This window comes from Corallococcus sp. M7, assembly GCF_054512695.1.
Genome location: NZ_CM137252.1, coordinates 6,749,859 through 6,773,915 on the forward strand (window position 1 = coordinate 6,749,859; position 24,057 = coordinate 6,773,915).

The 24,057-nt window shown below is 70.3% G+C and carries 15 protein-coding genes; 6 read left to right on the forward strand and 9 right to left on the reverse strand.

Features of this window, described 5'->3' with window-relative positions; all coding sequences use genetic code 11:
• Positions 1-345 precede the first annotated feature (345 nt).
• Positions 346-3,219 (forward strand): excinuclease ABC subunit UvrA, encoded by a 2,874-nt coding sequence (uvrA, locus tag ACX114_RS27105; RefSeq protein ID WP_459289160.1) that lies wholly within the window; start codon positions 346-348, stop codon positions 3,217-3,219.
• A gap of 22 nt (positions 3,220-3,241) precedes the next feature.
• On the forward strand, positions 3,242-4,690 hold the full coding sequence (locus tag ACX114_RS27110; protein ID WP_459289162.1) for a POT family MFS transporter: 1,449 nt from the start codon (positions 3,242-3,244) through the stop codon (positions 4,688-4,690).
• Between the two features lie 24 nt (positions 4,691-4,714).
• On the opposite strand, the gene ACX114_RS27115 is transcribed toward ACX114_RS27110, so the two are convergent.
• The 7 genes from ACX114_RS27115 to ACX114_RS27145 form a co-directional block, all read right to left on the reverse strand.
• On the reverse strand, positions 4,715-6,376 hold the full coding sequence (locus ACX114_RS27115) for a phospholipase D-like domain-containing protein (RefSeq protein WP_459289164.1): 1,662 nt from the start codon (positions 6,374-6,376) through the stop codon (positions 4,715-4,717).
• Positions 6,377-6,465: 89 nt separating this feature from the next.
• Entirely contained in the window at positions 6,466-8,688 is a 2,223-nt protein-coding gene (locus ACX114_RS27120) for a sensor histidine kinase (protein WP_459289166.1), read from the reverse strand.
• Between the two features lie 16 nt (positions 8,689-8,704).
• Entirely contained in the window at positions 8,705-9,871 is a 1,167-nt protein-coding gene (locus ACX114_RS27125; protein WP_459289168.1) for an FIST signal transduction protein, read from the reverse strand.
• 125 nt (positions 9,872-9,996) lie between these two features.
• The gene (locus ACX114_RS27130; protein WP_459289170.1) at positions 9,997-11,385 is read right to left on the reverse strand and encodes a peptide MFS transporter; all 1,389 of its coding nucleotides are present in this window, start codon (positions 11,383-11,385) and stop codon (positions 9,997-9,999) included.
• A gap of 172 nt (positions 11,386-11,557) precedes the next feature.
• Positions 11,558-14,485 (reverse strand): ATP-binding protein, encoded by a 2,928-nt coding sequence (locus ACX114_RS27135; protein WP_459289172.1) that lies wholly within the window; start codon positions 14,483-14,485, stop codon positions 11,558-11,560.
• Positions 14,482-15,267: a methyltransferase domain-containing protein gene (locus tag ACX114_RS27140; RefSeq protein WP_459289174.1), complete on the reverse strand. Its 786-nt coding sequence runs from the start codon at positions 15,265-15,267 to the stop codon at positions 14,482-14,484. Before ACX114_RS27140 ends, ACX114_RS27135 begins: the two co-directional genes overlap by 4 nt.
• Positions 15,267-17,714, reverse strand: coding sequence for a PilZ domain-containing protein (locus tag ACX114_RS27145; protein ID WP_459289176.1), 2,448 nt, complete (start codon positions 17,712-17,714; stop codon positions 15,267-15,269). The genes ACX114_RS27140 and ACX114_RS27145 overlap by 1 nt, the downstream gene beginning before the upstream one ends.
• A gap of 377 nt (positions 17,715-18,091) precedes the next feature.
• Between ACX114_RS27145 and nadA the strand changes: the two genes are divergently transcribed.
• Complete coding sequence (nadA, locus tag ACX114_RS27150) at positions 18,092-19,024, forward strand: quinolinate synthase NadA (RefSeq protein ID WP_459289178.1); 933 nt, start codon at positions 18,092-18,094, stop codon at positions 19,022-19,024.
• A 90-nt stretch (positions 19,025-19,114) separates the two neighbouring features.
• Positions 19,115-19,726 carry a zinc ribbon domain-containing protein gene (locus ACX114_RS27155; RefSeq protein ID WP_459289180.1) on the forward strand — a complete coding sequence of 204 codons (612 nt, stop codon included), beginning with the start codon at positions 19,115-19,117 and terminating at the stop codon, positions 19,724-19,726.
• Positions 19,727-19,779: 53 nt separating this feature from the next.
• On the opposite strand, the gene ACX114_RS27160 is transcribed toward ACX114_RS27155, so the two are convergent.
• Positions 19,780-20,151 carry a metallothionein gene (locus ACX114_RS27160; RefSeq protein ID WP_459289182.1) on the reverse strand — a complete coding sequence of 124 codons (372 nt, stop codon included), beginning with the start codon at positions 20,149-20,151 and terminating at the stop codon, positions 19,780-19,782.
• A gap of 191 nt (positions 20,152-20,342) precedes the next feature.
• Here ACX114_RS27160 and ACX114_RS27165 point away from each other — a divergent pair, with 191 nt between their 5' ends.
• Both ACX114_RS27165 and ACX114_RS27170 read left to right on the forward strand, forming a co-directional pair.
• Positions 20,343-21,905, forward strand: a complete 1,563-nt coding sequence (locus ACX114_RS27165) for a hypothetical protein (RefSeq protein ID WP_459289184.1) — start codon at positions 20,343-20,345, stop codon at positions 21,903-21,905.
• Positions 21,906-21,928: 23 nt separating this feature from the next.
• Positions 21,929-23,113 (forward strand): hypothetical protein, encoded by a 1,185-nt coding sequence (locus ACX114_RS27170; RefSeq protein WP_459289186.1) that lies wholly within the window; start codon positions 21,929-21,931, stop codon positions 23,111-23,113.
• Between the two features lie 63 nt (positions 23,114-23,176).
• Here the strand turns inward: ACX114_RS27170 and ACX114_RS27175 are convergent, their stop codons facing one another.
• The gene (locus tag ACX114_RS27175) at positions 23,177-23,983 is read right to left on the reverse strand and encodes a hypothetical protein (protein ID WP_459289188.1); all 807 of its coding nucleotides are present in this window, start codon (positions 23,981-23,983) and stop codon (positions 23,177-23,179) included.
• Between the last annotated feature and the right edge of the window lie 74 nt (positions 23,984-24,057).

Here is a 24,057-nt window from a genome sequence, read left to right on the forward strand (position 1 = left end):
GAAAGGTGCAACCCTGGTGCCTGGACGTCCCAACGAGGCGCCGTCACGCCGCCAACATGGCAAACGGGCGCCCACGCTGAGGAACGGCATTTAACGGGTAAAGCAGGAGATTCCACGTTTCGTGGAAGCGACTGCAAAAGCTTCACAAACGGTGGATGCCACACCGACCCCTCACCCTCGGGGGCCGTGCGACTTCCAGAGGGAGAGAGTGGCGCGCGCAGGACGGCCGGGTGCCCGTCTGGCTGTGGGGATGCGGGCGGCGCTTTCGCGTGTTTCCGCTGAACCTCTTCGGTTCTACGCCTTTGCGTGCACCGGAACACCCTTTCAGTGATAAAGCGCGCCCCCATGTCCGAGCCCGACGTCATTTCCATCCGCGGTGCCAGGGAGCACAACCTCAAGACCGTCTCCCTGGACATCCCGAAGAAGAAGCTCGTGGTGTTCACCGGCGTGTCGGGCTCCGGCAAGAGCTCGCTCGCGTTCGACACGCTCTACGCGGAGGGCCAGCGCCGCTACGTGGAGAGCCTGTCCTCCTACGCGCGCCAGTTCCTGGGGCAGATGGAGAAGCCCCGCTACGACACGCTGCGAGGCCTGTCGCCCACCATCTCCATCGAGCAGAAGGCGGCCAGCAACAACCCGCGCTCCACGGTGGGCACCGTCACGGAGGTGCACGACTACCTGCGCGTGCTCTACGCCTCCATCGGTGTGCAGCACTGCCCCAACTGCGGCCGCAAGGTGGGCAAGCAGAGCGCGCAGCAGATCGTCGATGAGATCATGAAGCTGCCCGCGGGCACCAAGCTCCAGGTGCTGGCGCCCATCGTCACCAACCGCAAGGGCGAGCACAAAGACCTGCTGGCGGAGGCGCAGAAGCGCGGCTTCTCCCGCGCCCGCGTGGACGGCAAGGTGCGCGAACTGGAGGAGCGCATCGAGCTGGACAAGAAGTCCAAGCACGACATCGCGCTCATCATCGACCGTCTGGTGTTGAAGCCGGACCTGCGCACGCGCCTGACGGACTCCGTGGAGACCGCGCTGCGCGAGGGCAAGGGCACCCTCATCATCACGGATGAGAAGGGAAATCTCGCGTCCGACCGCGTGATGAGCGAGCTGAACGCGTGCCCCGCGTGCGGCCTGTCCTTTGGCGACCTGACGCCCGCGTCGTTCTCCTTCAACAACCCGCTGGGCATGTGCACGGACTGCAACGGCCTGGGCACCCGGCCGGAGATGGACGCGGACCTGCTGGTGCCGGACCAGACGCGCAGCATCCGCGACGGCGCCATCGAGCCGTGGGCCAGCGGCATGAACCGCGGCGAGGGCTGGACGGCGGACTTCGTGGAGAGCCTGGCGTCCGCGTTCAAGATCGACCTGGACGTCCCGTACGCGAAGCTGACCAAGCGGGAGAAGGACGTCCTGATGAACGGCGCGAAGGGCAAGTCCTTCACCGTGCAGTGGGGCGACAACGGCCAGTACGACATGGAGTGGGAGGGCCTGCTCGCCCGCACCATGCGCAACTTCAAGACGACGACGTCGGAGGCGCGCAAGGCGGAGCTGCAGAAGTACTTCAGCGACAAGCCCTGCCCGTCCTGCAAGGGCGAGCGCCTGCGTCCGGAAAGCCGCGCGGTGAAGGTGCACACGCGCACGCTGGTGGACCTGAGCCGGATGACCATCACGGAGGCGCGGACGTTCCTGACGCAGATGGGCCTCTCCGCGCAGGAGGAGAAGATCGCCCAGGAGCTGCTCAAGGAGATCCGCAGCCGCCTGTCCTTCCTGGTGGACGTGGGCCTGGGCTACCTCACCCTGGACCGCACCGCGTCCACCCTGTCCGGCGGTGAGAGCCAGCGCATCCGGCTGGCGTCGCAGATGGGCAGCGAATTGACGGGCGTCATCTACATCCTGGATGAGCCCTCCATCGGCCTGCACCAGCGTGACAACGGCAAGCTGCTCACCACGCTCAAGCGCCTGAGGGACCTGGGCAACTCCGTCATCGTCGTGGAGCACGACGAGGAGACGATGGAGGAGGCGGACTACCTGGTGGACTTCGGCCCCGGCGCGGGCGAGCTGGGCGGGCAGGTGGTGTCCCAGGGCACGCCCAAGCAGGTGATGGCGGACGAGAAGAGCCTCACCGGCGCGTACCTGTCCGGTCGCCAGGAGATTGAAATCCCCGAGTCCCGCCGCCCGGTGAATCCGAAGCACCAGATCTCCATCCTGGGCGCGACGGAGAACAACCTGAAGAACGTGGACGCGGACATCCCGCTGGGCATCTTCACGGCGGTGACGGGTGTGTCCGGCGCGGGCAAGTCCACGCTGATCAACGAGATCCTCTACCCGGCCCTGGCGCGCGCGCTCTACGAGAGCCGCGAGCCCATGGGCAAGCACAAGTCCATCAAGGGCCTGGAGCACCTGGACAAGGTCATCGACATCGACCAGCGGCCCATTGGCCGCACGCCGCGCAGCAACCCGGCCACGTACACCAAGGTCTTCGACGCCATCCGCGAAGTGTTCGCGATGACGCCGGAGGCCCGCACGTTCGGCTACGGCCCGGGCCGCTTCAGCTTCAACATCAAGGGCGGTCGCTGCGAGGCGTGCGAGGGCGACGGCGTAAAGCTGGTGGAGATGCACTTCCTGGCGGACGTGTACGTCCCCTGCGAGGTCTGCAACGGCAAGCGCTTCAACGAGGCCACGCTGCGCGTGCGCTACAAGGGCAAGAACATCGCGGAGACGCTGGACCTGAGCGTCCGGGAGGCGGTGGACCACTTCGGCGCGCACAAGGACATCATGCGCGTGCTCACCACGCTCACCGACGTGGGCCTGGGCTACCTGCGGCTGGGCCAGCCCTCCCCCACCCTGTCCGGCGGCGAGGCGCAGCGCATCAAGCTCGCCCGTGAGCTGGCCCGGGTGGCCACCGGGCGCACGCTCTACATCCTGGATGAGCCCACCACGGGCCTGCACTTCGAGGACATCCGCAAGCTGCTCTCCGTGCTGAACCGGCTGGTGGAGGCGGGCAACAGCGTGCTCGTCATCGAGCACAACCTGGACGTCATCAAGAGCGCGGACTGGCTCATCGACCTGGGGCCGGAGGGCGGCTCGGGCGGCGGCAACATCCTGGCCACCGGGACGCCGGAGGACGTGGCCAAGGTGGAGGCCAGCCACACCGGGCGTTACCTCAAGCACGTGCTGGGCAAGGCGCGCCGGGCCCGCATTGGCAAGCGCGTGGACGCGGCCTGAGGGGCCCCGGTAGGGTGGGGGCATGGCCGAGACCTCGACCGCCCCCACCTCCCAGCGCTTCCCGCCCCAGATTCCCTACATCATCGGGAACGAGGCCTGTGAGCGCTTCAGCTTCTACGGGATGCGGAACATCCTCGTGGTGTTCTTCATCGACTACCTGCTGCGTACGCAGATGCCGGAGTCAGGGGCGCGGGAGGCCCACGCGAAGTACCTGATGCACCTGTTCATGGCGGGGGTGTACTTCTTCCCGCTCCTTGGCGGGTACCTGGCGGACCGCTTCTTCGGGAAGTTCCAGACCATCTTCGTGCTGAGCCTCGTGTACTGCGCGGGGCACGCGTGCCTGGCGCTCTTCGAGGACAACGCCACGGGCTTCTACACGGGCCTGACGCTCATCGCGATTGGCTCCGGCGGCATCAAGCCGTGCGTGTCCGCGATGGTGGGCGACCAGTTCACGGAGACGAACAAGCACCTGGTGAAGAAGGTCTTCGCCATCTTCTACTGGACCATCAACTTCGGTTCGTTCTTCGCGTCGCTGTTCATCCCGCTGCTCATGAAGAAGTACGGACCGGCGGTGGCCTTCGGCATTCCGGGCCTCCTGATGTTCCTGGCCACGGTCATCTTCTGGGCGGGCCGCAAGCACTACGTGCTGGTGCCGCCCACGGGCCCCAACCCGCACTCGTTCTTCAAGGTGCTGGCCAGCGCGTTCCGGGGCAAGGACGTGGCGGGCGGCACGTGGCTGGACAAGGCGAAGGCGGAGCACCCGGCGGAGGCGGTGGAGGGCGTGAAGGCGGTGTTCCGCGTGTCCGCGCTGATGCTGCCGTTCGTGCCCTTCTTCTGGATGCTGTTCGACCAGAAGGCGTCCACCTGGGTGGTGCAGGCGCGGTCCATGGACCCCAACGTGGGCGGGTTCGTGTTCCAGCCCAGCCAGATGCAGTTCGTCAACCCCATGCTGGTGATGCTGCTCATCCCCTTCCTGACGGCCGTGGTGTACCCGGCCTTCCAGCGGATGGGCTGGGAGCTGACGCCGCTCAGGCGCATGCCGCTGGGCCTCATCATCGGCGCGGCGTCGTTCGTCATCGCGGGGTTCTTCCAGGTGGCCATGGAGGGCGGGCAGACGCTGAACATCGCGTGGCAGCTCTTGCCGTACATCGTGCTGACGGTGGCGGAGATCCTCGTGTCCACCACGGGCCTGGAGTTCGCGTACACGCAGGCGCCCCGTGAGATGAAGGGCACCATCCAGAGCGTGTGGCTGGTGACGAACACGCTGGCGAACCTGGCGGTGGCCATCGCCGCGGCGCTCAACGTCTTCACGGGCTCCGCGCAGTTCTTCTTCTACGCGGCCCTGGCCGCCGTGGCCGGCGTGGGCATGGCGCTGGTGGCTCGCCGCTACGTGGTGCGCGACTACTACCAGTCGGACGCGCAGGCCCCCATGGACGGCCGCAACCCGGGCGTCGAGCCGAAGCCGGCCTGAGGCCCCCAACCCCCCGGCCCGTCGTCAGATGAAGGTGTGGTTGATCTTCTTGTACGACGGGTCGTCCGGGAGGACGCGGGGGAAGTCCTCGACGCGCAGGGCCACGAGCGCGTGCTCACCGCGATTGACGCTCTCGCGCCTCGAGTAGGCGTAGCGGGGGTCCGCGATCCAGCTGGACTTCGCGGGGCTGTAGATGTCCACGTAGTGCCCGTACAACGCGTCGCGGATGCGCCGGGTCGCGGCCTCGTCGCGGATGAAGGCGCTGAGCTCCCCGTCGTAGACCATGCTCCGGTAGGTGAAGTTGGCGGAGCCCACCACCGCGACCCGGTCATCGAACAGGGCCAGCTTGGAGTGGATGTAGATGGCGGTCTTGCCGTGGAACGGCGCGAGGAAGCGCACCCGCGCCCGGTCGAAGCACTCGACGCCCTTGTCGACGGGGGCGACGTCCTCGAACCCCTCGATTTTCAGAAGGGGCACGGTGGTGGAGCTGCCTCCCTTCGGCTGGAAGGTGAAGCTGTCGCTCTCCAGCCACTTGTTGCTGACCATGGAGGTGATGCTGCGCAGCGTGCTCCACGCGTTGAGGCTCTCGTTGACCTTCCAGACGGAGCAGTCCGCGCGCGCCACCCGCTTCCCCGCCACCGTGACGTGCGTGCAGGACGCCAGGGACAGCTTCGCGAAGGAGATGTAGTTCAGGTAGTCGAAGGGGAATGGGTTCTTCGCGTAGGGATAGGGCACCATCACGCAGAGCTTCGGGGGATGGGGCTTCTGGAGCCGGCTGCACAGCTCGGAGACGAGCGTCGGGTCACTGAAGGCGAAGCCCTCGAAGTAGATGGTGTCCTGGGCCCTGCGGATCTCCTCGACCAGCAGCGCCTGGATGTCCGTCGCGCGGCCCAGGTAGCTCTCTGAGTTCGTGGTGGCGATCTGCACCGAGACCTTCTGACTCGAATGGAGCTGATCGCCGCGCCGGGCGCGGGGGAGCCGGTCGAACTCCTCGGGGTCGGTGATGGGCGAGGTGGCCCGGCCGCTCGCACCGGCCAGGGTGCCCACCTCGTAGAAGCGCTTCTGGTACCGGCGCAGCCACTCCGCTTCGATGTCCAGGGCCACGGGGCCATTGATGCGCAGCGCGGTGTCATGAACGGTGTTGCCCAGGGGAGGATCGCCCATTCCTCCACCCTGCCTCCCGGCGTGGGCCTCGTTGTCCCAGTAGAAGTTCGCCAGGTTCAAGCCGCCGATGAGCGCGGTGAGCTTCCCCTCCACGCTGAACAGCGCGATCTTCTGGTGGACGGAGGACCCGTTCCAGCCGTTGTAGACCTCCATCAGGCAGCGGATCCGCCCGCCCTGCGTCGTGCCGTCGTAGCGCCCCAGCGCTGCGGCCGTCGACTCGTTCTCCTCGAGGATGCCGGCGCTCATGTTCTTGTCGAAGCGGACGTCCAGCCGGGCCGGGCACCACATGATGAGATCCACCGGGTGGCCCGCGTCCGCCACCTGCTTCAGCTTGGGCGCCAGCGTCGTCCCGCTGGGAAGCCGGAGGCCCTTGCTGATCTCCCAGTAGGCCAGACGCACGTAGGTCTCCGGCCCCGGGTCCGCCTCCGCGACCTCGTCGAGCAGCTCCTCCAGGGCGCCAAAGAAGTTCTCGCCATCGAGGACCAGCTCCACCGCGTTGCCTTCGCTGACCGCGCTCTTCATCGGGCACTCCCGCTCGGGATGAACTTCGCCCAGAGTAGCGAAAAAGACAGACGCCGGGTGGAAGCAGCCCGCGGTGCGCCGAAGCCGGCTCAGGGTCCCAGCTGCACTGTCGGATCCGCCGAGGGTGACGTGTGCGGTCCCCGGCGGGGCAGCTCCACCGTGAAGGTGGCCCCCTGCCCCGCCTCGCTCTCGACGCGCACCGTTCCCCCCAGCCGCTCCACCAGCTGGTTCACGATGTGGAGGCCCAGGCCCAGCCCGCCGTAGTGGCGCGACGACACCGCGCGCTCGAAGGCCCGGAAGATGCGCGCGTGCCGCTCCGCCGGGATGCCGATGCCCTGATCCCGGACCTCCAGGCGGGCCATCACGGCGTCCCCCTCCACCCGGACCTCGATGGGCCTCCCCTCGCCGTACTTGATGGCGTTCGAGAGCAGGTTGGTGACGATCTGATCCAACCGCGACCGGTCCCACAGGCCCGGCATCGCCAGGTCCGCGTGGACCAGGAGCCGGGTTCCGGACGTGGCCAGCTCCGGGACGAAGCGCGCCGCGACGTCCCGGACCAGCGCGGCCAGGTCCACCTCCTCGAACTCCAGCTCGAGCCTTCCCGCATGGATGCGGGAGACGTCCAGCAGGGTGTTGACGAGCTTCGCCATCCGCTTCGCCTGACGCTCGATGACCTCCAGGGAGTGCGTCACCGCATCCACCCGCGCGGTCCCGAGCGCGCCGGTCCGGGCCAGGCGCATCAGCCCCTGCACCGACAACTGGAGCGACGTGACCGGCGTCTTCAGCTCATGCGAGGCAATGGAGAGGAACTCATCCCGAAGGCCAATCGCCAGCTGGGCCTGCTGATAGAGGCGCGCGTTGTCCAGGGCCATCGCCGCGCGGCGGGCCAGCTCCTGCGCGAGCGCGAAATCCGCCGGGACATACCGGCCACCGCCCTCCATGCGGGCCAGCGTGATCGCGCCGAGCGCGTGCTCCCGCGCGAGCAGCGGCACCGAGATCCAGGACTGGAACTCGACGACCTCGGACAGGCCCTGCCCGTCCCGCACGCAGCCCAGTGACATGGAGGCGCACCCCTCCGGGCAGAACTCCGGCTCGCCCACGCGGAGCACCCTCCCCGGGCCATGCTCGGCATCCAGGTCGGGCAGCGCGCAGTGCATCCGCACGGGCACGGTGGCGCGCAACGCCTCCGAGCGGGCCTCGGTGACGCGCTGGAAGGAGTGCCCCCCGTCCAGCAGGTCCACCGCGCACCAGTCGGCGAACCGCTCGACGGTCAGCGCGGCCACGCTGCGCAGCGCGTCCTCGGGGGCGAGCGAGCCGGTGAGCAGCCCGGACGCCTCCGCCAGGAGCGCGGACCGCCCCTCCTGCTCCTCCGCGCGGGCGCGCGCCTGTTGCTCCCGCTGGAAGATCTGATCGCGCTCCTGTTCGGCCCGGCGGTGCTCGGTGATGTCGATGCCGGTGCCGATGACGTACTCGATCGAGCCCGACTCGCCACGCAGGACGTTGCTGGACCAGGTGATGAGGCGGCGCTCGCCCCCGCGGGTCAGCCAGTGGGTCTCGTACTGTTCGAACCCCAGCCCGGCCGCGAGCACGGCGAAGTTCTGCTCCACCCGCGCCGCTTCGTCCGGCGGCAAAAGCCGCGTCCAGAAGTGCGCGCCGCGCAGCTCCTCGAAGGAGTAGCCCGTCACCTCCTGGCAGGCCCGGTTGAAGCGGATGATCCGCCCCTGGGGATCCAGGACGATGACCAGCGCGCGCGCCGTGTCCAGGACCGCCGAGCTGAAGTCCCGCTCATGCTGGAGCGCGCGCTCGCTCTCCAGCGTCCTCGCGAAGAGCTGCCGGTGGACGAGCGCGGTGCGGAGCACGGCGCCGAGCCGCTCCACCATGCCCCGGTACTGCCGCGGCAGATGCGGCTCGCGGTCGAAGTACATCAGCAGCAGGCTGGAGGGGGCCCCCGCGTCGTCGATGGGCACCGACCACCGCACGAGCCCCGGCGAGTCCAGCTCCGGATAGGGCAGGTCGACCCAGAGGGGCGCTGGCAGCCCCGGGCGCGGCGGCAGCCCCGGAATCGGGAGCTGGCGGGAGGCCGAGGACAGGCCGCTCGCGCCCAGGAGCCCCACCTGTCCCCGCGCATCCGGCTGGAGCCAGAGGGCGACCGCGCACCCCAGCCGCTCCGCGACGCGGTCCAGGAAGTCGTCCGCGGGCTTGTAGGGATTGAGCAGGTCGAGCGCCGCGACGGTGAGCTCCTGGAGCACGCTCAAGAGCGCGAGCCGCTCCTCGGTGAGCTTGTGGTCCCCGTCCGCGCCGTGGTCCGCCATCCGCCACCTCACTCCCTCATGCAGGCAGGGCGACCACCACCGCTGTCTTGTTGTGGAACTGGGGGACCCCGCCTCCCATGGCCCCCACCTCGCCCAGGGTCAGGCAGCCCACGACCGGGACGCCCTCTCCCAGCGCGTCCTGGAAGCGTGAGAGCTCGTCCCGGACGCCCTCTCCCAGGACGAGGTACCGGGAGACGCAATCGAACACCACCGCGCCGCCCAGCGTGCCAGGGGTCGCCTCCCGGGCCAGGGTGGCGGCACCGGCCGCGGCGTCGAGCAGGTCCGTGCGCTTGCCCTCCATCACCCGGACCAGGGAGCCATCCGGGACCTCGGCGATGAAGCGCACGGAGCCGTCGGGTTCGACGGCCAGGGGGTCGCGGATCACGAACTCGCCATTGGCCTGGGGAATCCCCAGCGGGTGGGTCATCGCGAAGCGGGGAAAGCTTCGCGTGTCCAGGGCGTCGCCCCGGCTCTCGGCCGTGTGCCGGTAGACTTCGAAGGCGCGCTCGTAGTCGAGCTCCACGGCGGTGGAGCCCCGGGCCTTGGTCACCTGCGACGGCGGACCATACGGAGACCAGCCATGCTGGATGCCCACGCCGAGCGGCTCCAGGGCATCAAAGGCAATCACCACCACCTGGTCCTGGTAGGCGTGCCCCTTGGTGAACTGGGCTGTCTTCACGAACCGGACGTTGTTGCCCGCGCCGCCCCCCGCCCAACGGATGCCCGCGCCCGCCTCCTGTTGGGCCCCGCGCACGACCTCCGTCGAGTTGCCGCTCAGCGCGTCCGGCAGGACGAACAGCGTGCGCCGGAAGCCGGGCGGCTTGGGAGGCAGCTTGCTGACGGCCTCGGCCACCGCCGCGCGCCCGGCCGCCCTGGGGCTCACGCTGACCGGACCGCCCATGCCCACGCCGACGCGGAAGTCGTCGCCGTGGAAGAGCGCGATGACCAGGCCCTGGAGCAGGAGCTCCGTTCCCGCGAAGACGCCCGCCGCGCAGCACCCGGCCCAGGGGATGTCCCCCAACTGCTCGCCGACCGCGGACGCCAGCGCCGCCGCGTCGTACTGGTCCGTGCACAGCACGAGCGCGAACGTGGGGGCGTCCGCGCCTCGCAGCGCCTCCTGGCTCGCCTCCCGCGCGGCGGCGGTGCCATCCGCCGAGCGGCTCTTTCCAATCTGGATGCGCATGGGCTCTAGAGAATCGATACCCACGCGGGAGCGGGCGTGCAGGGCCCCCAAGCTCCCACGAAAAACGCCGGAGCACCCTGGGGGCGCTCCGGCGTCCGTGTCTCAGCAAGACTGCCCTACCCGGCTCAGGTGGCCGGGTGGACGGTGCCTTCCTGGTGCGCGGGGGTCGGCGCGGGCGTCACTTCGTCCGTGCCGTGCATCATCCGCTTCAGCATGGGGGCGAGGAACAGCAGGATGACGCCCGCCAGGCCCGCGCCGATGACGATGGTGAGGAACACGCTGAACTCGCCCATCTTCTCCGAGTAGCCGCCCAGCACGCCGGACAGCTTGTTGGCCACCGCGTTCGCCAGGAACCACACGCCCATCATCGCGGAGACGACGCGCTGGGGCGCCACCTTGCTCACCATGGACAGGCCCACCGGCGACAGGCACAGCTCGCCCATGGTGTGGAAGAGGTACGCCATGATGACCCACCACGCCGCCGCCTTGCCGTCCGCCGCGCTCTCCTTGGAGGCGCCCAGCATGAAGGCGAAGCCGACGGACAGGAAGATGAGCCCCAGGGACATCTTCACCGGGATGCTCAGGTCCTTGCCCTTCGCCGCCAGCGAGCTCCACACCGCCGCGAAGATGGGCGCCAGCGTCACGATGAAGACGGAGTTGAAGTTCTGGAACCAGGTGGTGGGCACCTCCCAGCCGAACATGGTCCGGTCCACCTTCTGGTCCGTGTAGAGGTTCATCAGGCCGCCCGCCTGCTCGAAGCCCGTCCAGAACGCGACCACGAACAGCGCGATGATGAAGATGACGATGATGCGGTCCCACTCCTGGCGGCTGAAGGCGTGGTGCTTGCCGTCCGGCGTCGTCGTCTGCGCCACGGTGGGGCGCGGCGCGGGCGCCAGGCCCACGTTGCCCAGGAATTTGCGCGAAAGCGCCATGAAGATGATCAGGCCCAGCGTCATGCCCACGCCGGCGGAGCCGAAGCCCCAGTGCCAGCCCACGCGCTCACCCAGCGTGCCGCAGATGAAGTTGCCCAGCACCGCGCCCAGGTTGATGCCCATGTAGAAGATGGTGAAGGCGCCGTCGCGGCGGCCGTCACCCGCGGGGTACAGCCCGCCCACCATGGTGGAGATGTTGGGCTTGAAGAAGCCGTTGCCGATGATGAGGAAGCCCAGGCCCGCGTAGAAGATGGAGATGCCGGGTAGCGCTAGCAGCAGGTGGCCAATCACCATCAACGCGCCGCCCAGCACCACCGCCTTGCGCTGGCCGATGAAGCGGTCCGCGATGTAGCCGCCCAGGATCGGCGTCAGGTACACGAGGCCCGTGTACGTGCCATAGAGGCCCAGCGCATCCGCCGTGGACCAGCCAAAGCCGCCCCGCACCTTGTCGGTGAGGAAGAGCACCAACAGGCCGCGCATGCCGTAATAGGACATGCGCTCCCACATCTCGGTGGCGAACAACAAATACAGGCCCGGGGGATGCCCCTTGCGGGCCTCGCCCGCGGCGACGGTGCTTTGCATGCCGTGAGTTCCTCGAACGGATTTCTGGGAGGGGGTACGAAAAGTCGCGCGACTGTAACAGGAGTCCCGCCCTCAGCGAGGACAGAGGACACCCCGCGTCCGTGGGAATTCCCGCCCCCTGCGCGAGCGGCCCTCCGGGCCCCCGCGCCCTGCCGCTTCGTGGCCGGGCGCGTCAGCCGAGCCGCCGCGGCCACCGGCCGCGACTCGCACCCGTGGTGGGGGTCTGGGCCAGGGGCTCCGCGTGCGCGGGGCGCAGGGGCAGCCGGACCTCCACCCGCGTGCCCTTCCCCATCTGGCTGGTGATGTGGATGCGGCCGCCGTGCTGCAGGACGATCCTGCGGCTGAGCGCCAGACCCAGGCCCGTGCCTTCACCCGCGGCGCGGGTGGAGAAGAAGGGCTGGAAGAGCCGCTCCAGGTCCTCCGGGCGGATGCCCACGCCGGTGTCCTCGATGGTGACGAGCGCCTCGTCGCCCTGCTGGGCGGTCTCCACCAGCACGCGGCCCGCTTCGCCCACCGCGCGCAGGGCGTTGTCCAGGAGGTTGAGCCACACCTGGTTGAGGGTGCCCGGGTCGCCCCAGATGGGCTCCGCGCACTGGTAGGCGCGCTCCACCACGACGGCCGACGGGATGCGCCAGCCCAGCACGTTGAGCGTGGAGTCGAGCGCCGTGTCCAGCCGCACCGCCACCGGCTTCTCCGCCGTGCGCACGAAGGACAGCAGCGACTCCGCCAGGTGGCGGATGCGCTGGCCGCACTCCTCCATCACCTCCAGCATCGCGGGGCCCAGGTCGGGGTCCCCGCCCATCTGCTTGCCCTGCATGACCTCCTTCAACGGGATGAGCGCGTTCATCAGCCCGTTGAGGGGGTTTCGCACCTCATGCGCGAAGCCGGAGGTGAGCAGGCCGATGGCCGCCAGCCGCTCGTTCTCCGCCGCGCGCACGGCCGCCTCGCGCAGGCGCAGTTGTGTCTCCACGCGCGCCAGCAATTCGCGGGGGCTGAAGGGCTTGCCCAGGTAGTCATTGGCGCCCGCGCCCAGGGCCTCCACCTTGGCGGAGACCTCCTGGCGCGCGGTGAGCAGGATGACGGGCATGTCCACCGTCTGCGCATGGGCGCGCAGCTGCACCAGGAGGTTGAGGCCGGACTGCACCGGCATCATCACGTCGGACACCACCAGGTCCGGCCGCTCCTCCAGCGCGCGGCGCACGCCCTCCTCCCCGTTGGTGGCCTCCAGCACCCGGTAGCTGGGCGCGAGGATGTCCGCGATGAAGGCGCGGATCTCCGCGTCGTCCTCCACCACCAGGATGCGGGGCGCCTTCGAGTCCGCGCGCGTGTGGTCCTGCGGCTCCGTGGGGCGTTGCGCCCCGGCGACGGTGGCGGCCAGCACGGTGGCGAAGCGGCCGGAGCTGCGGCGCTCGCGGCGCGTGGGCAGGTCCGTGGCGCGGCGTTCGCGCAGGTCCTCGCGCAGGTGCTGGGTGCCCTTGGGCAGCCGCACGCGGAAGCTGGAGCCCTGCCCCGGCGTGCTCGACACCTCGATGGCGCCCGAGTGCAAGGCCAGCGTCTCCTTCACCAGCGCCAGTCCGATGCCGCTGCCCCCGAAGCGCCGCGTGCCCGTCGTGTCCGCCTGGGCGAAGCGGTCGAAGATGACGGCCAGGTCCGCGGGCGCCATGCCCTGCCCGGTGTCCACCACCTCCACGTGCACGTCCGTGTCGTCCTCGCGCAGCCGCACCGCGATGGTGCCGCCAGCCGGGGTGAACTTGAGCGCGTTGGAGACCAGGTTGTGGAACACGCCTTCAATCCGCTCCGCGTCCACGTGCACCGGCGACACGGGGCCGCCCTCCAGCGTGAGGGTGAGCCCCTGCTTCTCCGCCACGGTGCGGAAGGGCAGCAGCTGCGAGGACAGGAACGCGTGCAGCTCCAGCGGCTGGTAGCGCAGCCGCACCTTGCCCGCCTCCAACTGCGCCAGGTTGAGCAGGTTGTCGATGAGCCTCAGGAGCCGCTGCGTGCTGCGGTCCAGCGTCACCAGGTGCTGCCGCACCACCGTGGGCAGCGACTCCGGTTCCTTCTGGAGCGCGTCCAACGACAGCAAGATGAGCGTGAGCGGCGTGCGCAGCTCATGGCTCACGTTGTCGAAGAACTCCGTCTTCAGCCGGTCCTGCTCCCGCTGCTTGACGAGCGCCGCCTCCAGCTTCTCGTTGGCCTCGGACAGCTCCCGCGTGCGCGCGACGACGCGGTCCTCCAACGCCACGTTGCTGCCGAACACCTCGTCGTAGCGCTGCTGCAACTCCCGCAGGGAGCCCATGTTCGCCTGGGCCTGCGCCGCGAGCAGCTCGTCCTTGCGTTTGATTTCGCGCCAGCGGTCCAACCAGCCGCCCAGCGCGAAGCCGCCCATGCCCAGCGACGCCACGGAGAAGAGCGCGTCCCCCCAGCCCAGGTGCGTGGCCAACAGCCCGCTCACCATGCCCAGGAGCAGGCCCAGGTAGTGGCCCCAGAGCGTGGGTGGATCCGTCCAGGTGAGGTGGTAGCGGCACGCGTGGCCGCCCAGCACCTGGCACTCCGTCTCCCGCACCTCCGCGGGCGCCAGGCCCCAGATGGTGGGGAAGGACGCGAACTGGCCCATGCGCAGCTCGCAGATGTTGCGGTTCTGCTCCGGGATGCTGCTGCGGTAGGACAGCTTGAGCCGCTTGTGCTCCAGCAGGTCCACCGTGAACGCCCCCACCCGGTTGTAGCTGGGGGAGAAGTCGATGGTCTGCTTGTAGCAGGCCTTGGGCGAGCCGAAGGCGCGCAGCATGTAGAAGACGAAGCCCAGCGCCTGCGGCGACGCGGTGAAGAGGCCCGCCTCGCGCATGAAGCGCGAGTCGCCGGAGTCCTCGCGCAGCGCCGCCGCCACGCGCTCCAGGAAGCGCAGCGACACGTAGTTGGTGGGCTGGCGCATGTAGTCCAGCCCCAGGCTGAACCCGTGTTCGCGCCACACCCGGGAAAGCCGCTCCGCGCCAAAGCGGTGCTCGAAGTAGAGCAGCAGCGTGGACGTGGCGCGGACGCTCACCTCGGGGGCGTTGTCCGCGGACACGTCCTGCACCTTCACCGCCGGCAGGCGTTGGGTCACGGCTTCGTTCCTTCGGTGACCAGCGTCACCGCGTACTTCAGTCCCTCCGGGTCCTCGAGCATGGCCAGGAAGTCGGCGCAGTGCGCCTGGTAGGCCTCGAGCCCGCCCAGCACGGCCGCGCCCACCGGCGCCAATGCCTCGAAGCGCGTCTTCCAGTCGCGCACGAGCCGCGCCTCCGCGGCGCCCGGGGAGAGATAGAAGGGCATCAGGTGGACCCGCACGTCCGTGAGCCCCGCGCGGCGGAACTCAGAATACAGCTTGCGGCCCACGTACAAATCGAACCCGCGCGCCGCCAGGGCCTCCACGATGCGCTGGGTGCCCACGCGCAGGTGCTCCGGGAAGGGCCAGTTCTGGAAGCCCAGTCCGTCGATGTCGGACACCACCACCCGCCCCCCGGGCCGCGTCACGCGGATGAGCTCCGCGAGCGCGACATGCCGGTCCGGCAGGTACTCGAAGACGTACTGGCTCCACGTGTAATCGAACGCGTCCGGAGGCAGGCCCGTGGTGCGCACGTCCGCCTGGAGGAACGTCAGGTTCGGGCGGTGGCCGTTGCGCGTCCGTGCCTCCGCGATGCGGCCCTCGTGCAGCTCCACGCCGGTGACGTGGCCGCCCTCTCCCACCTGCTCCGCCATCAGTTCGGCGATGCCGCCGGGGCCGCAGCCGGCGTCCAGCGCGCGGTCCCCCGGCTTGAGGCCCGTGCGGACGAGCACGTCGCGCGTGTCCTGGGACTGCTCCTGCTCCAGCAGGCGGCGGGACTCCTCGGCGGATTCCATGAGGTACATCAGCGCGCCTCCTGCTTCTGGACGAACGCCGCGGCCGGGACGGCGGCCCGGGGTCTCGGGCGCCGCATGGGCAACTGCCGCTCGAAGAGCGAGCGCCAGGCCTCGCACCAGCGGCGCACCATGGAGCGGTGGAAGGTCCACTCGGAGAAAAGGCCCTGGTCCGCGAAACCCCAGGCGGCCAGCACCGGCACGTCCAGCGGGTCCACCATGCCCAGCGCGGAAGCCCGGCCCCGCTCGCGCGCGTGCGCCATGCACCGCAGCGCCAGCGCCGCCACCGCGTCCGTCGCGCGAGGGTGCTTGCGGTCCGCCACCACCAGGTTGAAGCCGTTGGTGACTTCAATGAGGCTCAGGCCCGGCGTGGCCTCGTCCTGGAGCGCCAGCGCGAGCGGGCCGTCGTCCCCGTCCACCACGAACATCCGCCGTCCCCGGTGCAGGCCCACGGCCCGGAAGCGCGCGCCCAGCGTGGACTCGGGGCCGGAGTCCGCGCCCAGGTCCTCGCTGAGCAGGCGCACCATCTCCCCCCGGCGGCGCAGGTAGGACTCCAGCCACTGGCGGTCCTCCGGGCCCGCCTCGCGCACGGCCGGCAGCGCCCCCGCGTCCACGGTGGGCATCTGGGACAGGTCCGCGCGCAGGTAGTGGAACTGGCGCAGGTGGCACAGCCCCTGCCCTTCCAGCACGCGCGCCAGCCACGTGCCCAGCCGGTGCGGCCACCGGTTGTCGGTGCGCCACATGTAGCGGATGAACTCCACGTCCTCCATCGCCTCGCCCACCTCCACCGCGAGCGACGTGAGCTCGCTGGAGATCTGCTCGCTGCGCCGGAAGCCGGGCATCACGGCCAGGTGCTGCACCAGCCACGTGCCGGAGTACATGCGCAGGCCGTTGACGTGCCCCAGGAGCCGGTGCTCATCCGTGAAGACGAGCGAGCGGCCCAGCTCCCGCGAGCGGCCCAGCCGCTCGTGCGTCGCCTCCAGCACGGGCAGGACGCGGGACTCCTCGCCGAAGGGGTGGTCCGGGTGGAAGGTGTAGTGGGCGTCCTGCATCATCCGCCAGACGTCCGGGAAGCGGAACACCGCGCCGTCGCGGACCTGGGGGGCCCTGGCGTCCACGAACGCGTCCACGATGGCGTCGCGCACCGCGCGCGGCATGTCCAGGATGCGCACGCCGCAGCGGTAGGGCCGCAGGCGCTGATCATGCCGGGACTCGAAGGGGACGACGTCCACCGAGCGCACCTCCACGCGGCACGCCACCTCCGAGCCGTCCGGCAGCATCAGCGTGGTGTCCAGGCGCGAGCCCACCGGCAGCACCTCGCACGACGCGTCGATGGGGAAGGCGAACCCGCGCACGCCCAGGTCCAGCACCGCGCGGGTGATGCGCTGGCCGCTGAACGGCGAGGTGAAGTGCACGAGGAAGCGGTGCTGTGCGCTGGGGCGGAAGCGCGGCTGTCCGCGCCGGTTCTCCACCGCGAGCGAGCGGGGCATCCCCAGCGTCACGCCTTCCGGCCCCACGTGGAGCATGCTGGTGACGCCGCGGTAGCGCTGGCCGCCCATCTCGAAGGAGAGGTGGACCACCTCCCCCACGCTCGCGGGCAGCGCGGAGGACACCTGCCCGCGCAAAAGGCCCCGTTCGTCGGAGGCCTCCACGGTGGCGGACTCCAGTTGGAAGTGCGCCGTCTGGCTGTCCGCCGGATGCAGCCACACGGGCAATTCGCGCCTGAGCGCCTTGCGCAGCGCGGCCTGCACCGCCACCGCGTCCCGCAGCGTGCGCGGCGGGGCGGCGGAGGACTCGTCCTGCGCGATCCGCCAGGAGATGCCCACGCGCAGGAACGCGTGCGTCCCCTGCTGGACGGGGGAAGCATGGCGCACGTAGGCGCGGACCACGTGCAGCACGGGCCGGCCGTCGCGCAGCATGGTCAGCGAGTCCAGGGGCGTGCCCGGCAGGAAGGCCGCCAGCGACGCGTCCATGGGGACCTGGAGCGCTGCGCCGAAGTGGCCCAGGTCCTGGCACTCCGCGCTGAAGGCCTGGCCGCGCAGCAGGAAGTCCACGCGCATCCCGGCATCCAGCGACACGCGCGTGGAGGCGCGCAGTTGGAGGATGTCGCGCAGGCGCGTCTTCAGCTCACCTTCGGTGAGCGCGTCGTCCACCGTGCTGAAGACGTGCCCCTCCGCGGCCGTCTCCACCAATTCCTCCAGCCCGTGTTGATCCGACCGGGCGCAGACGAACACGCAGACGGCCTCCGGCGCCGCGCGGTCCACGTGGCGCAGGAAGCGGCGCGCGTTGTCCGCGGGCGCGATGATCAACGTGGGCGCGGTCGCCTCCATGCGCCGCGTGGCTTCCAGCTGTGAACCCACCACCGAGACCCGGTGCGCGTTCAACGCGGACTTCAGCGCGTTGCGACGCATCTCGTTGGGGTGGACAATGAGGACTTCGTGAGTAGTCGGCACGCTCATGGATTTCCCCCGACGCGCAAGAGCCACACCGGCGCTCGTGCATGGCGCCATTCCCGTCGACGCGGGGCTCGCACGCGCCCCGTCCCGCCATCCGCATGTCTTGAGTGTCCGAGCCAGGTGCTCTCTCTTGTTGCCAGCGGGCCCGCGCTGAGACGCCTTCCCGGTGAGCCGCCGGCGAACAACCACCGCGTACTTTACCTGCTCCTATGGATTAGGTGATGTACGCGGGGGTGAGAGGACTTTTCGGAATAGGTTAAAGACGCGCGGTCGCCTAGGACCCCTTGGTGGGTAGGGACGCACGCACGGGGCCTCATGAGCACGCTGGCCCCACGCCGCGAACGCCGTTACAGAATGCGCGGGCGACGAGGAGGCCCCCCATGGGCGAGACGGTGGATTACGAGGCGGGAATCCGGGAGCTGAAGCGCTCCATGAACGCGGTCATCCTGGCGCACTACTACCAGGAGAGCGAAGTGCAGGACGTGGCCGACTTCGTCGGTGACAGCCTGGCGCTGGCGCAGGCGGCGGCGCGGACGGAAGCCGACGTCATCGTTTTCTGCGGTGTGCACTTCATGGCGGAGACCGCCAAGATTCTGAATCCCAGCCGACAGGTGCTGCTTCCGGACCTCAAGGCCGGCTGCTCGCTGTCGGACCGGTGCCCGCCCGCGGCCTTCAAGGCGTTCAAGGACAAACACCCGGACGCCTTCGTGGTGTCGTACGTGAACAGCTCCGCCGCGGTGAAGGCGATGAGCGACGTCATCTGCACGTCGTCCAACGCCGTGCGCATCGTGAACCAGATTCCGAAGGACCGCCCCATCCTCTTCGCGCCGGATCAACACCTGGGCCGGCACGTGATGAAGGAGACGGGCCGCGACATGGTGCTGTGGCCGGGCAGCTGCATCGTCCACGAAATCTTCAGCGAGAAGAAGCTCGTGGGGCTGAAGGTGGAGCACCCGGACGCGGAGGTGGTGGCCCACCCGGAGTGCGAGCAGCAGGTGCTGCGGCACGCGGACTTCATCGGCTCCACCAAGGCCATCCTGGATTACGTGGTGAAGAGCCCGAAGAAGAAGTTCATCGTGGTGACGGAGGCCGGCATCCTCCACCAGATGAAGAAGTCGGCGCCGGACAAGACGTACATCCCGGCGCCGCCGGACAACGGGTGCGCGTGCAACGAGTGCCCGTACATGCGCCTCAACACGCTGGAGAAGCTCTACCGCTGCATGCGGGACAGGACGCCGGAGCTGGTGCTGCCGGCGGACCTGCAGCACGCGGCGCTCGCCCCCCTGCAGCGGATGCTGGAGTGGTCCGCCTGAGCGAAGCGGGGACGCGGGGACTGTCGCCCGCGTCCCACGTTTGGCAACTCGCGTCTTGCGGACGGCGGGCCCAAGTGCCATGGAAGGGACGTGGCCTTCCGATTTCTCGCACTTCCCGCCCACCGGCTGGTGGACTTCCCCAAGACCCTGCCGGACGACGAGCGCCTCGAGCCGGACCTGCCTCCGGTGCACGAGGCCGTGGAGCGCGCCCTCGCCGGCGCCGAGTTCCGCGACCTGAAAGCCCGCGACCGCCTGCGCGCCCTGCTGCAGGGGGACCGTCCCCCGGCCCTGGGCTCGCCGGGCAAGGGCTTTGGCCCCAGCGCCATCTTCGCCCAGCCGCCCCAGGACCTGCCGGCGCTGCTGCGCCTGGCGGATGAGCTGGAGCTGCTGGCCCGCCGCGAGGCTGGCGAGCGCGCGCTGGTGTGGAAGTGCGGCCAGTGCAGCGCCCGCTACGCGGTGCCGGTGGCCCTGGTGCGACAGGTGTCCATCCGCTGCGAGCGCTGCGGCAACCCGGTGCAGCTGTCCTCGCAGGAGAGCCTGGGCGAGGAGGCCCTCATCGACCCGTTCCAGGGCGCGGTGAACACCAGCCGGCACGAGCTGGCGGCCTTCTTCCGCGAGGCCATGGCGCGAGGCTGGCCGGTGCTCGTGGCCGAGGGCGGAACCCCGGCCCCGCGCGGGCGCTCCTCCAGCCCGACGGCCTGAGCCGCCTCACCGGTGTTCCCCACGGGGGCCCTTTCACGGGCCCCCTTTTCGTTTCAGATGAAGATGCCTGCGGAGGCGTCGTTGCGCGCCTCCTGGAGCTCCTGCGTGGCGGGGCGGCCGCGCAGCGCGTCCGTCACCTGGCGCGGCGCATGACGGCCCGAGCACTTGGAGCACTCGCACTTGCCGCGCTTGCAGGTGCAGTCCGCCTTGCTGCCGCAGGAGCACTTCGCCGTCAGCAGCTGATCCAGCTCCTCCAGCGGGCGCGGCGCGTCGTCCTTCTTCGCCTCCGGCGCGGGTGTCTGGGGCGCGGTGCCCTTGGACGCGGCGGCCTTCGCGTGGGCCTCGCAGGCGTGGGCGCTGGTGGGCAGCAGCCAGAGGCCTCCCAGCAGCAAACCCGCGGTCATCAACGTCGCGCTGCGTGCCATGTCCGCTCTCCTTGGCGAAGGCCCGGGGAAGGCTTGGGGGAGGCGTCCGCCGCTCCGGCCTATAGCGCAGGGCATTCCCCCTGCCAAGGCATTCGCACGCACCTTTGCCTACCCGTCAACGGAGCCCACGGAGCCCACGGTGCGCTCGCCCGGCGCGGGGGCGCGCGCGTACAGTCCGCGCCCTCCTGCCCGTGACGAACCGAACTGCCCGCATCGCCTTTGTCGCCGCGCTCGTCCTGGGGGCGCTCCCGCTCTGGGTGTCGCGCCTCTTGCCCATGGTGGACCTGCCGCAGCACCTGTACCTCATCTCGGTGCTGCACCGGCTGGACGACCCGACGACGCTCTACCCCACGCTGTTCGCGGCGCGGCACGAGCTGACGCCGTACCTGGGCTACTACTACCTCGTCAGCGCGCTCAACTGGCTGTTGCCGCTGGAATTGGCCAACCGCGTCTTCCTCACCGCGTACGTGGTGGGCATGCCGCTGGGCATGGCCTTCCTGTTGCGCGGGCTGGGCCGGCCGTCGTGGCCCGCGCTGCTCACGCTGCCGCTCGCGTACGGGGACAGCTTCGGCTGGGGCTTCATCAACTACCTGGCGGCCCTGCCGCTGACGCTCGTGTGCTGCGGCCTCTTCGTGCGGACGTTGACGGACGCGCAACGCCGGACGCGCTGGGGCGTGGGGCTGGCGGTGTGCCTGGTGGCGGTGCTGCTCTTCCACGTGCAGGCCTTCGGGTTCCTGGCGTTCGGACTGCCGTGGCTGCTCCTCACCACGCCGGTGCCGGAGGACGCGGCGGCGAAAGGCCTCGTGGCCCGGCTGCGGCCACGCGTGCCGGCACTGCTGGGCGTGGTGCCCGGTGTGACGCTGTTCCTGTCGTGGGTGGTGCTGAGATTCGGCAACCCGCCGGACATCCAGCCGGGCGCGCCGTGGAAGGCGTGGGGGCCCACGTTCTCGCCGCAGAACCTGGCGTGGAAGGGCTTCGAGCAGAACCGCGCGGAGTTCTTCCAGGTGCTCGCCAACACGTTCCATGACGGCTCGGACCGCTGGCCGCTGTACGCGGTGGGCGCGGTGGCGGTGGCGGGCTGGGTGCTGGGGCTCGTGGGGCCGGGGACGCGCCGCGAGGGCCCGGTGGCGCGCTGGCGGCTGTTGGGGCTGGGGGTGCTGGCCCTGGCGCTGTACTTCCTCCTGCCCTTCGACATCCGGGGCTACGTCTACTACCTCAACACGCGCTACGCGCATCTGGCCGCGGCGCTGCTGGTGGCGAGCATGCCGGCCGCGCGCGCGGAGTGGCGGCGGCCGCTGGGGCTCGCGGCGGCGGTGAGCGCGCTGCTCCTGGCCTTCGTGATGGGGCGAGGCTTCCAGCGCTTCTCCCAGGAGGCCCGGGAGCTGGAGGCCCTGTCCGACCTGGCCGCGAACCGGCCGAGGGTGATGGGGCTGGTGTTCGACCCGCGCTCCAGCGTGGTGCGCTTCCCCGTCTTCATCCACGCCGCGGCGGTGGTGGCGCGCGAGCGCGGCGGGGTGCCCAACTTCACCTTCGCCACCACGCCCCACTCGCCGCTGCGCTACCGGGGGGAGGTGCCGCCCACCTTCCCCTCCGAGTGGCGTCCGCAGGAGATGGACTACGCGACGCAGGGCCGCTGGTACGACCACTTCCTGGTGCGCGGGGCGCATCCGTCGCGCGTCTTTGGCGCGCGGCTCCAGTCGGAACTGGTCATCGTGGGACAGAGCGGGGGGAGCTGGCTGGTGCGGCGGCGGTAGGGCGTGAAGTAGAAACCCGGCGCATGAGCCCTGCCTCCACCGAGCCCCGTCCCCTGCTGGATGCGTTGCGCGCCGGCACGCCCCTGCCCGCCTTCCCGGAGGCGGACGTCGCCCAGGCCCGGAAGCTCACGGATGACGTGGGCGCCGCGACGCCCGCGGCCGTGGAGGCCCTGCCCGAGGCCCTGGCGGGCGCGGTGCTGGAGGCCGCCGTGCTGGCGGGCCAGGTGGCGCTGCCGGAGGCCCTGTCCGCTTCGTCGGTGAAGCCGCTGGCCAAGGCCGCGAAGAAGGCGCTCTACCGGCTGCGCTCGCGCGGCGTCACCCCGGCGGAAGCGCCCAGGGAGGCGGCCCCGGCGCCGGCCCCGGAGACGCTACCCACGCTGGTGACGGTGGTGTCGTCGGCGGGGCAGTACGGCCTGCTGCTCACGCGCGTGGTGCGCGGCGGCGCGGAGCTGCTCCAGGTCATCGCGTCGGATGAGCAGGGCGTGCTGGAGCTCACCCGCACCGAGCAGAGCCGCGGGGACATCCGCCGCATCCTCAAGCACGGGCTGAAGAACGGCTTCGGCATGGAGGTCTCCCGCGAGGAGGGAGCCCGGCTGCTCGCCGAGGCCGCGGCCCTCAACCTGCGCACCCGCACGCCCTTCCCGACAGACCTGGAGGCCGCGCTGCGCCACCACGGCGTACAGCCCCAGGAACCCGAGCCCCTCCCCGCCCCCGAGCCCGACGACGTGCGCCGCGCCCTGGAGGGCGATCAGCTCCACGCGACGCCGGAGATCGCCGAGTGGATGCCGCCCGAAGCGGAGATGCGCCGCCTGATGGAGCAGGTGCAGGCGCTGGCCTCGAGCCCGCTGGCGTTGAGCGGGCCCCAGCGCCAGCAACAGGTGCGGCAGAAGGTGTTGGACGCGGCCAGGGCCTTCTTCACCCCGGAGGTGCGCCAGCGCTACGCGCGCCGCCTGTGGCGCATGGCGGCCTTCTTCGACACGACCGCGCGGGCCCTCCAGGCGGACATCGCCCGGGGCGAGGCGCGGCGCCTCTTCCACGGGCTCGTCGAGCCCTTCTCGCTCTTCGCGGAGACGCTCTTCGCCAAGGTCGTGGTCCTGGCCGCGGCCGGTGCCCAGGCCCAGGCGGCGCAGGGCGCCCCGGCCCCCGAGGCGCCTCCCGCCGCCCCTACAGGCGAGCGGCGCAGCCCCGGCGGCCTCATCCTGCCCTGACGGAGACAGGCGCCGTCAGGTGGGCCCGCGTCCCGGAAACACCCGGGAGCGGGCCCGCTTGCTTCAGAGCTGCTCCGTGCGGGCGCACAACAGCAGGTCCAGGTTCTCCCGCTCCCAGGCGAGCGCCCGCTGGTAGTCGTGGAAGCGCTTCTCGTGCTCCATCAACTCCGGCGGGTGGATGCAGCGCCGGCCGTCCTCGCCCCGGCGGGCGCGGTAGACGTGGTGCAGCATCTCGTGGAAGACGATCCACTCCACGAAGTACCGGGGCACCAGCGGCTGATCCAACGCCGGGTGGATGCGGATGACCTTCGAGTCCGCCGAGTACGAGCCCATCTTGATGCTCTTGCGAGGCCCCTTCACCCGGGGCGCCGGCCCGTAGGTGATGGCCGCGTCGATGCGGCTCTGGAAGTAGCGCTCGTTGAGCCGCTCATAGATGCGGGCCAGGTCGTGGTAGCGCCCCACCGGGGACAGCCGCAGCCGCTTGCGCATCTGCGCCGGGGACAGCCGGCGGATGAAGATGCGGTTGCGCTCGATGTAGCGGTCCAGGAGCGCGCTGGCGTCCGGGTCCCCCTTGCGCACGAAGCTCGCGAGCGCCTGGAGCACGTCGTCCGGCGCCGCCAGGAACATGTGGTGCAGCCTCAGCCGCCACAGCGCCCGCTGGCGTTGGAACGTCAGCATCGTGTGGGTGTTGTCGTGGATCTCCACCGCCACCTTCCCCCGCAGCCGCGTGCGCAGCCGGCGCTCCAACACGCGCCGCCACACCTTCACCAGTCGGTTGGGCTCTGGGGCGACCGGGAGCTGCCGGGCCACCCTCCCCGCGGGGTAGGTCCTCTGTCGGTTGATGTTCTTCTGCTTCTTCGCGCGAGCCATAGAGGGGCCGGAGTCTACGGACCCCTCTGACATGTGTAAACGCGCCCGCTTGGTGGAAAGCCAAGGAATTCCAA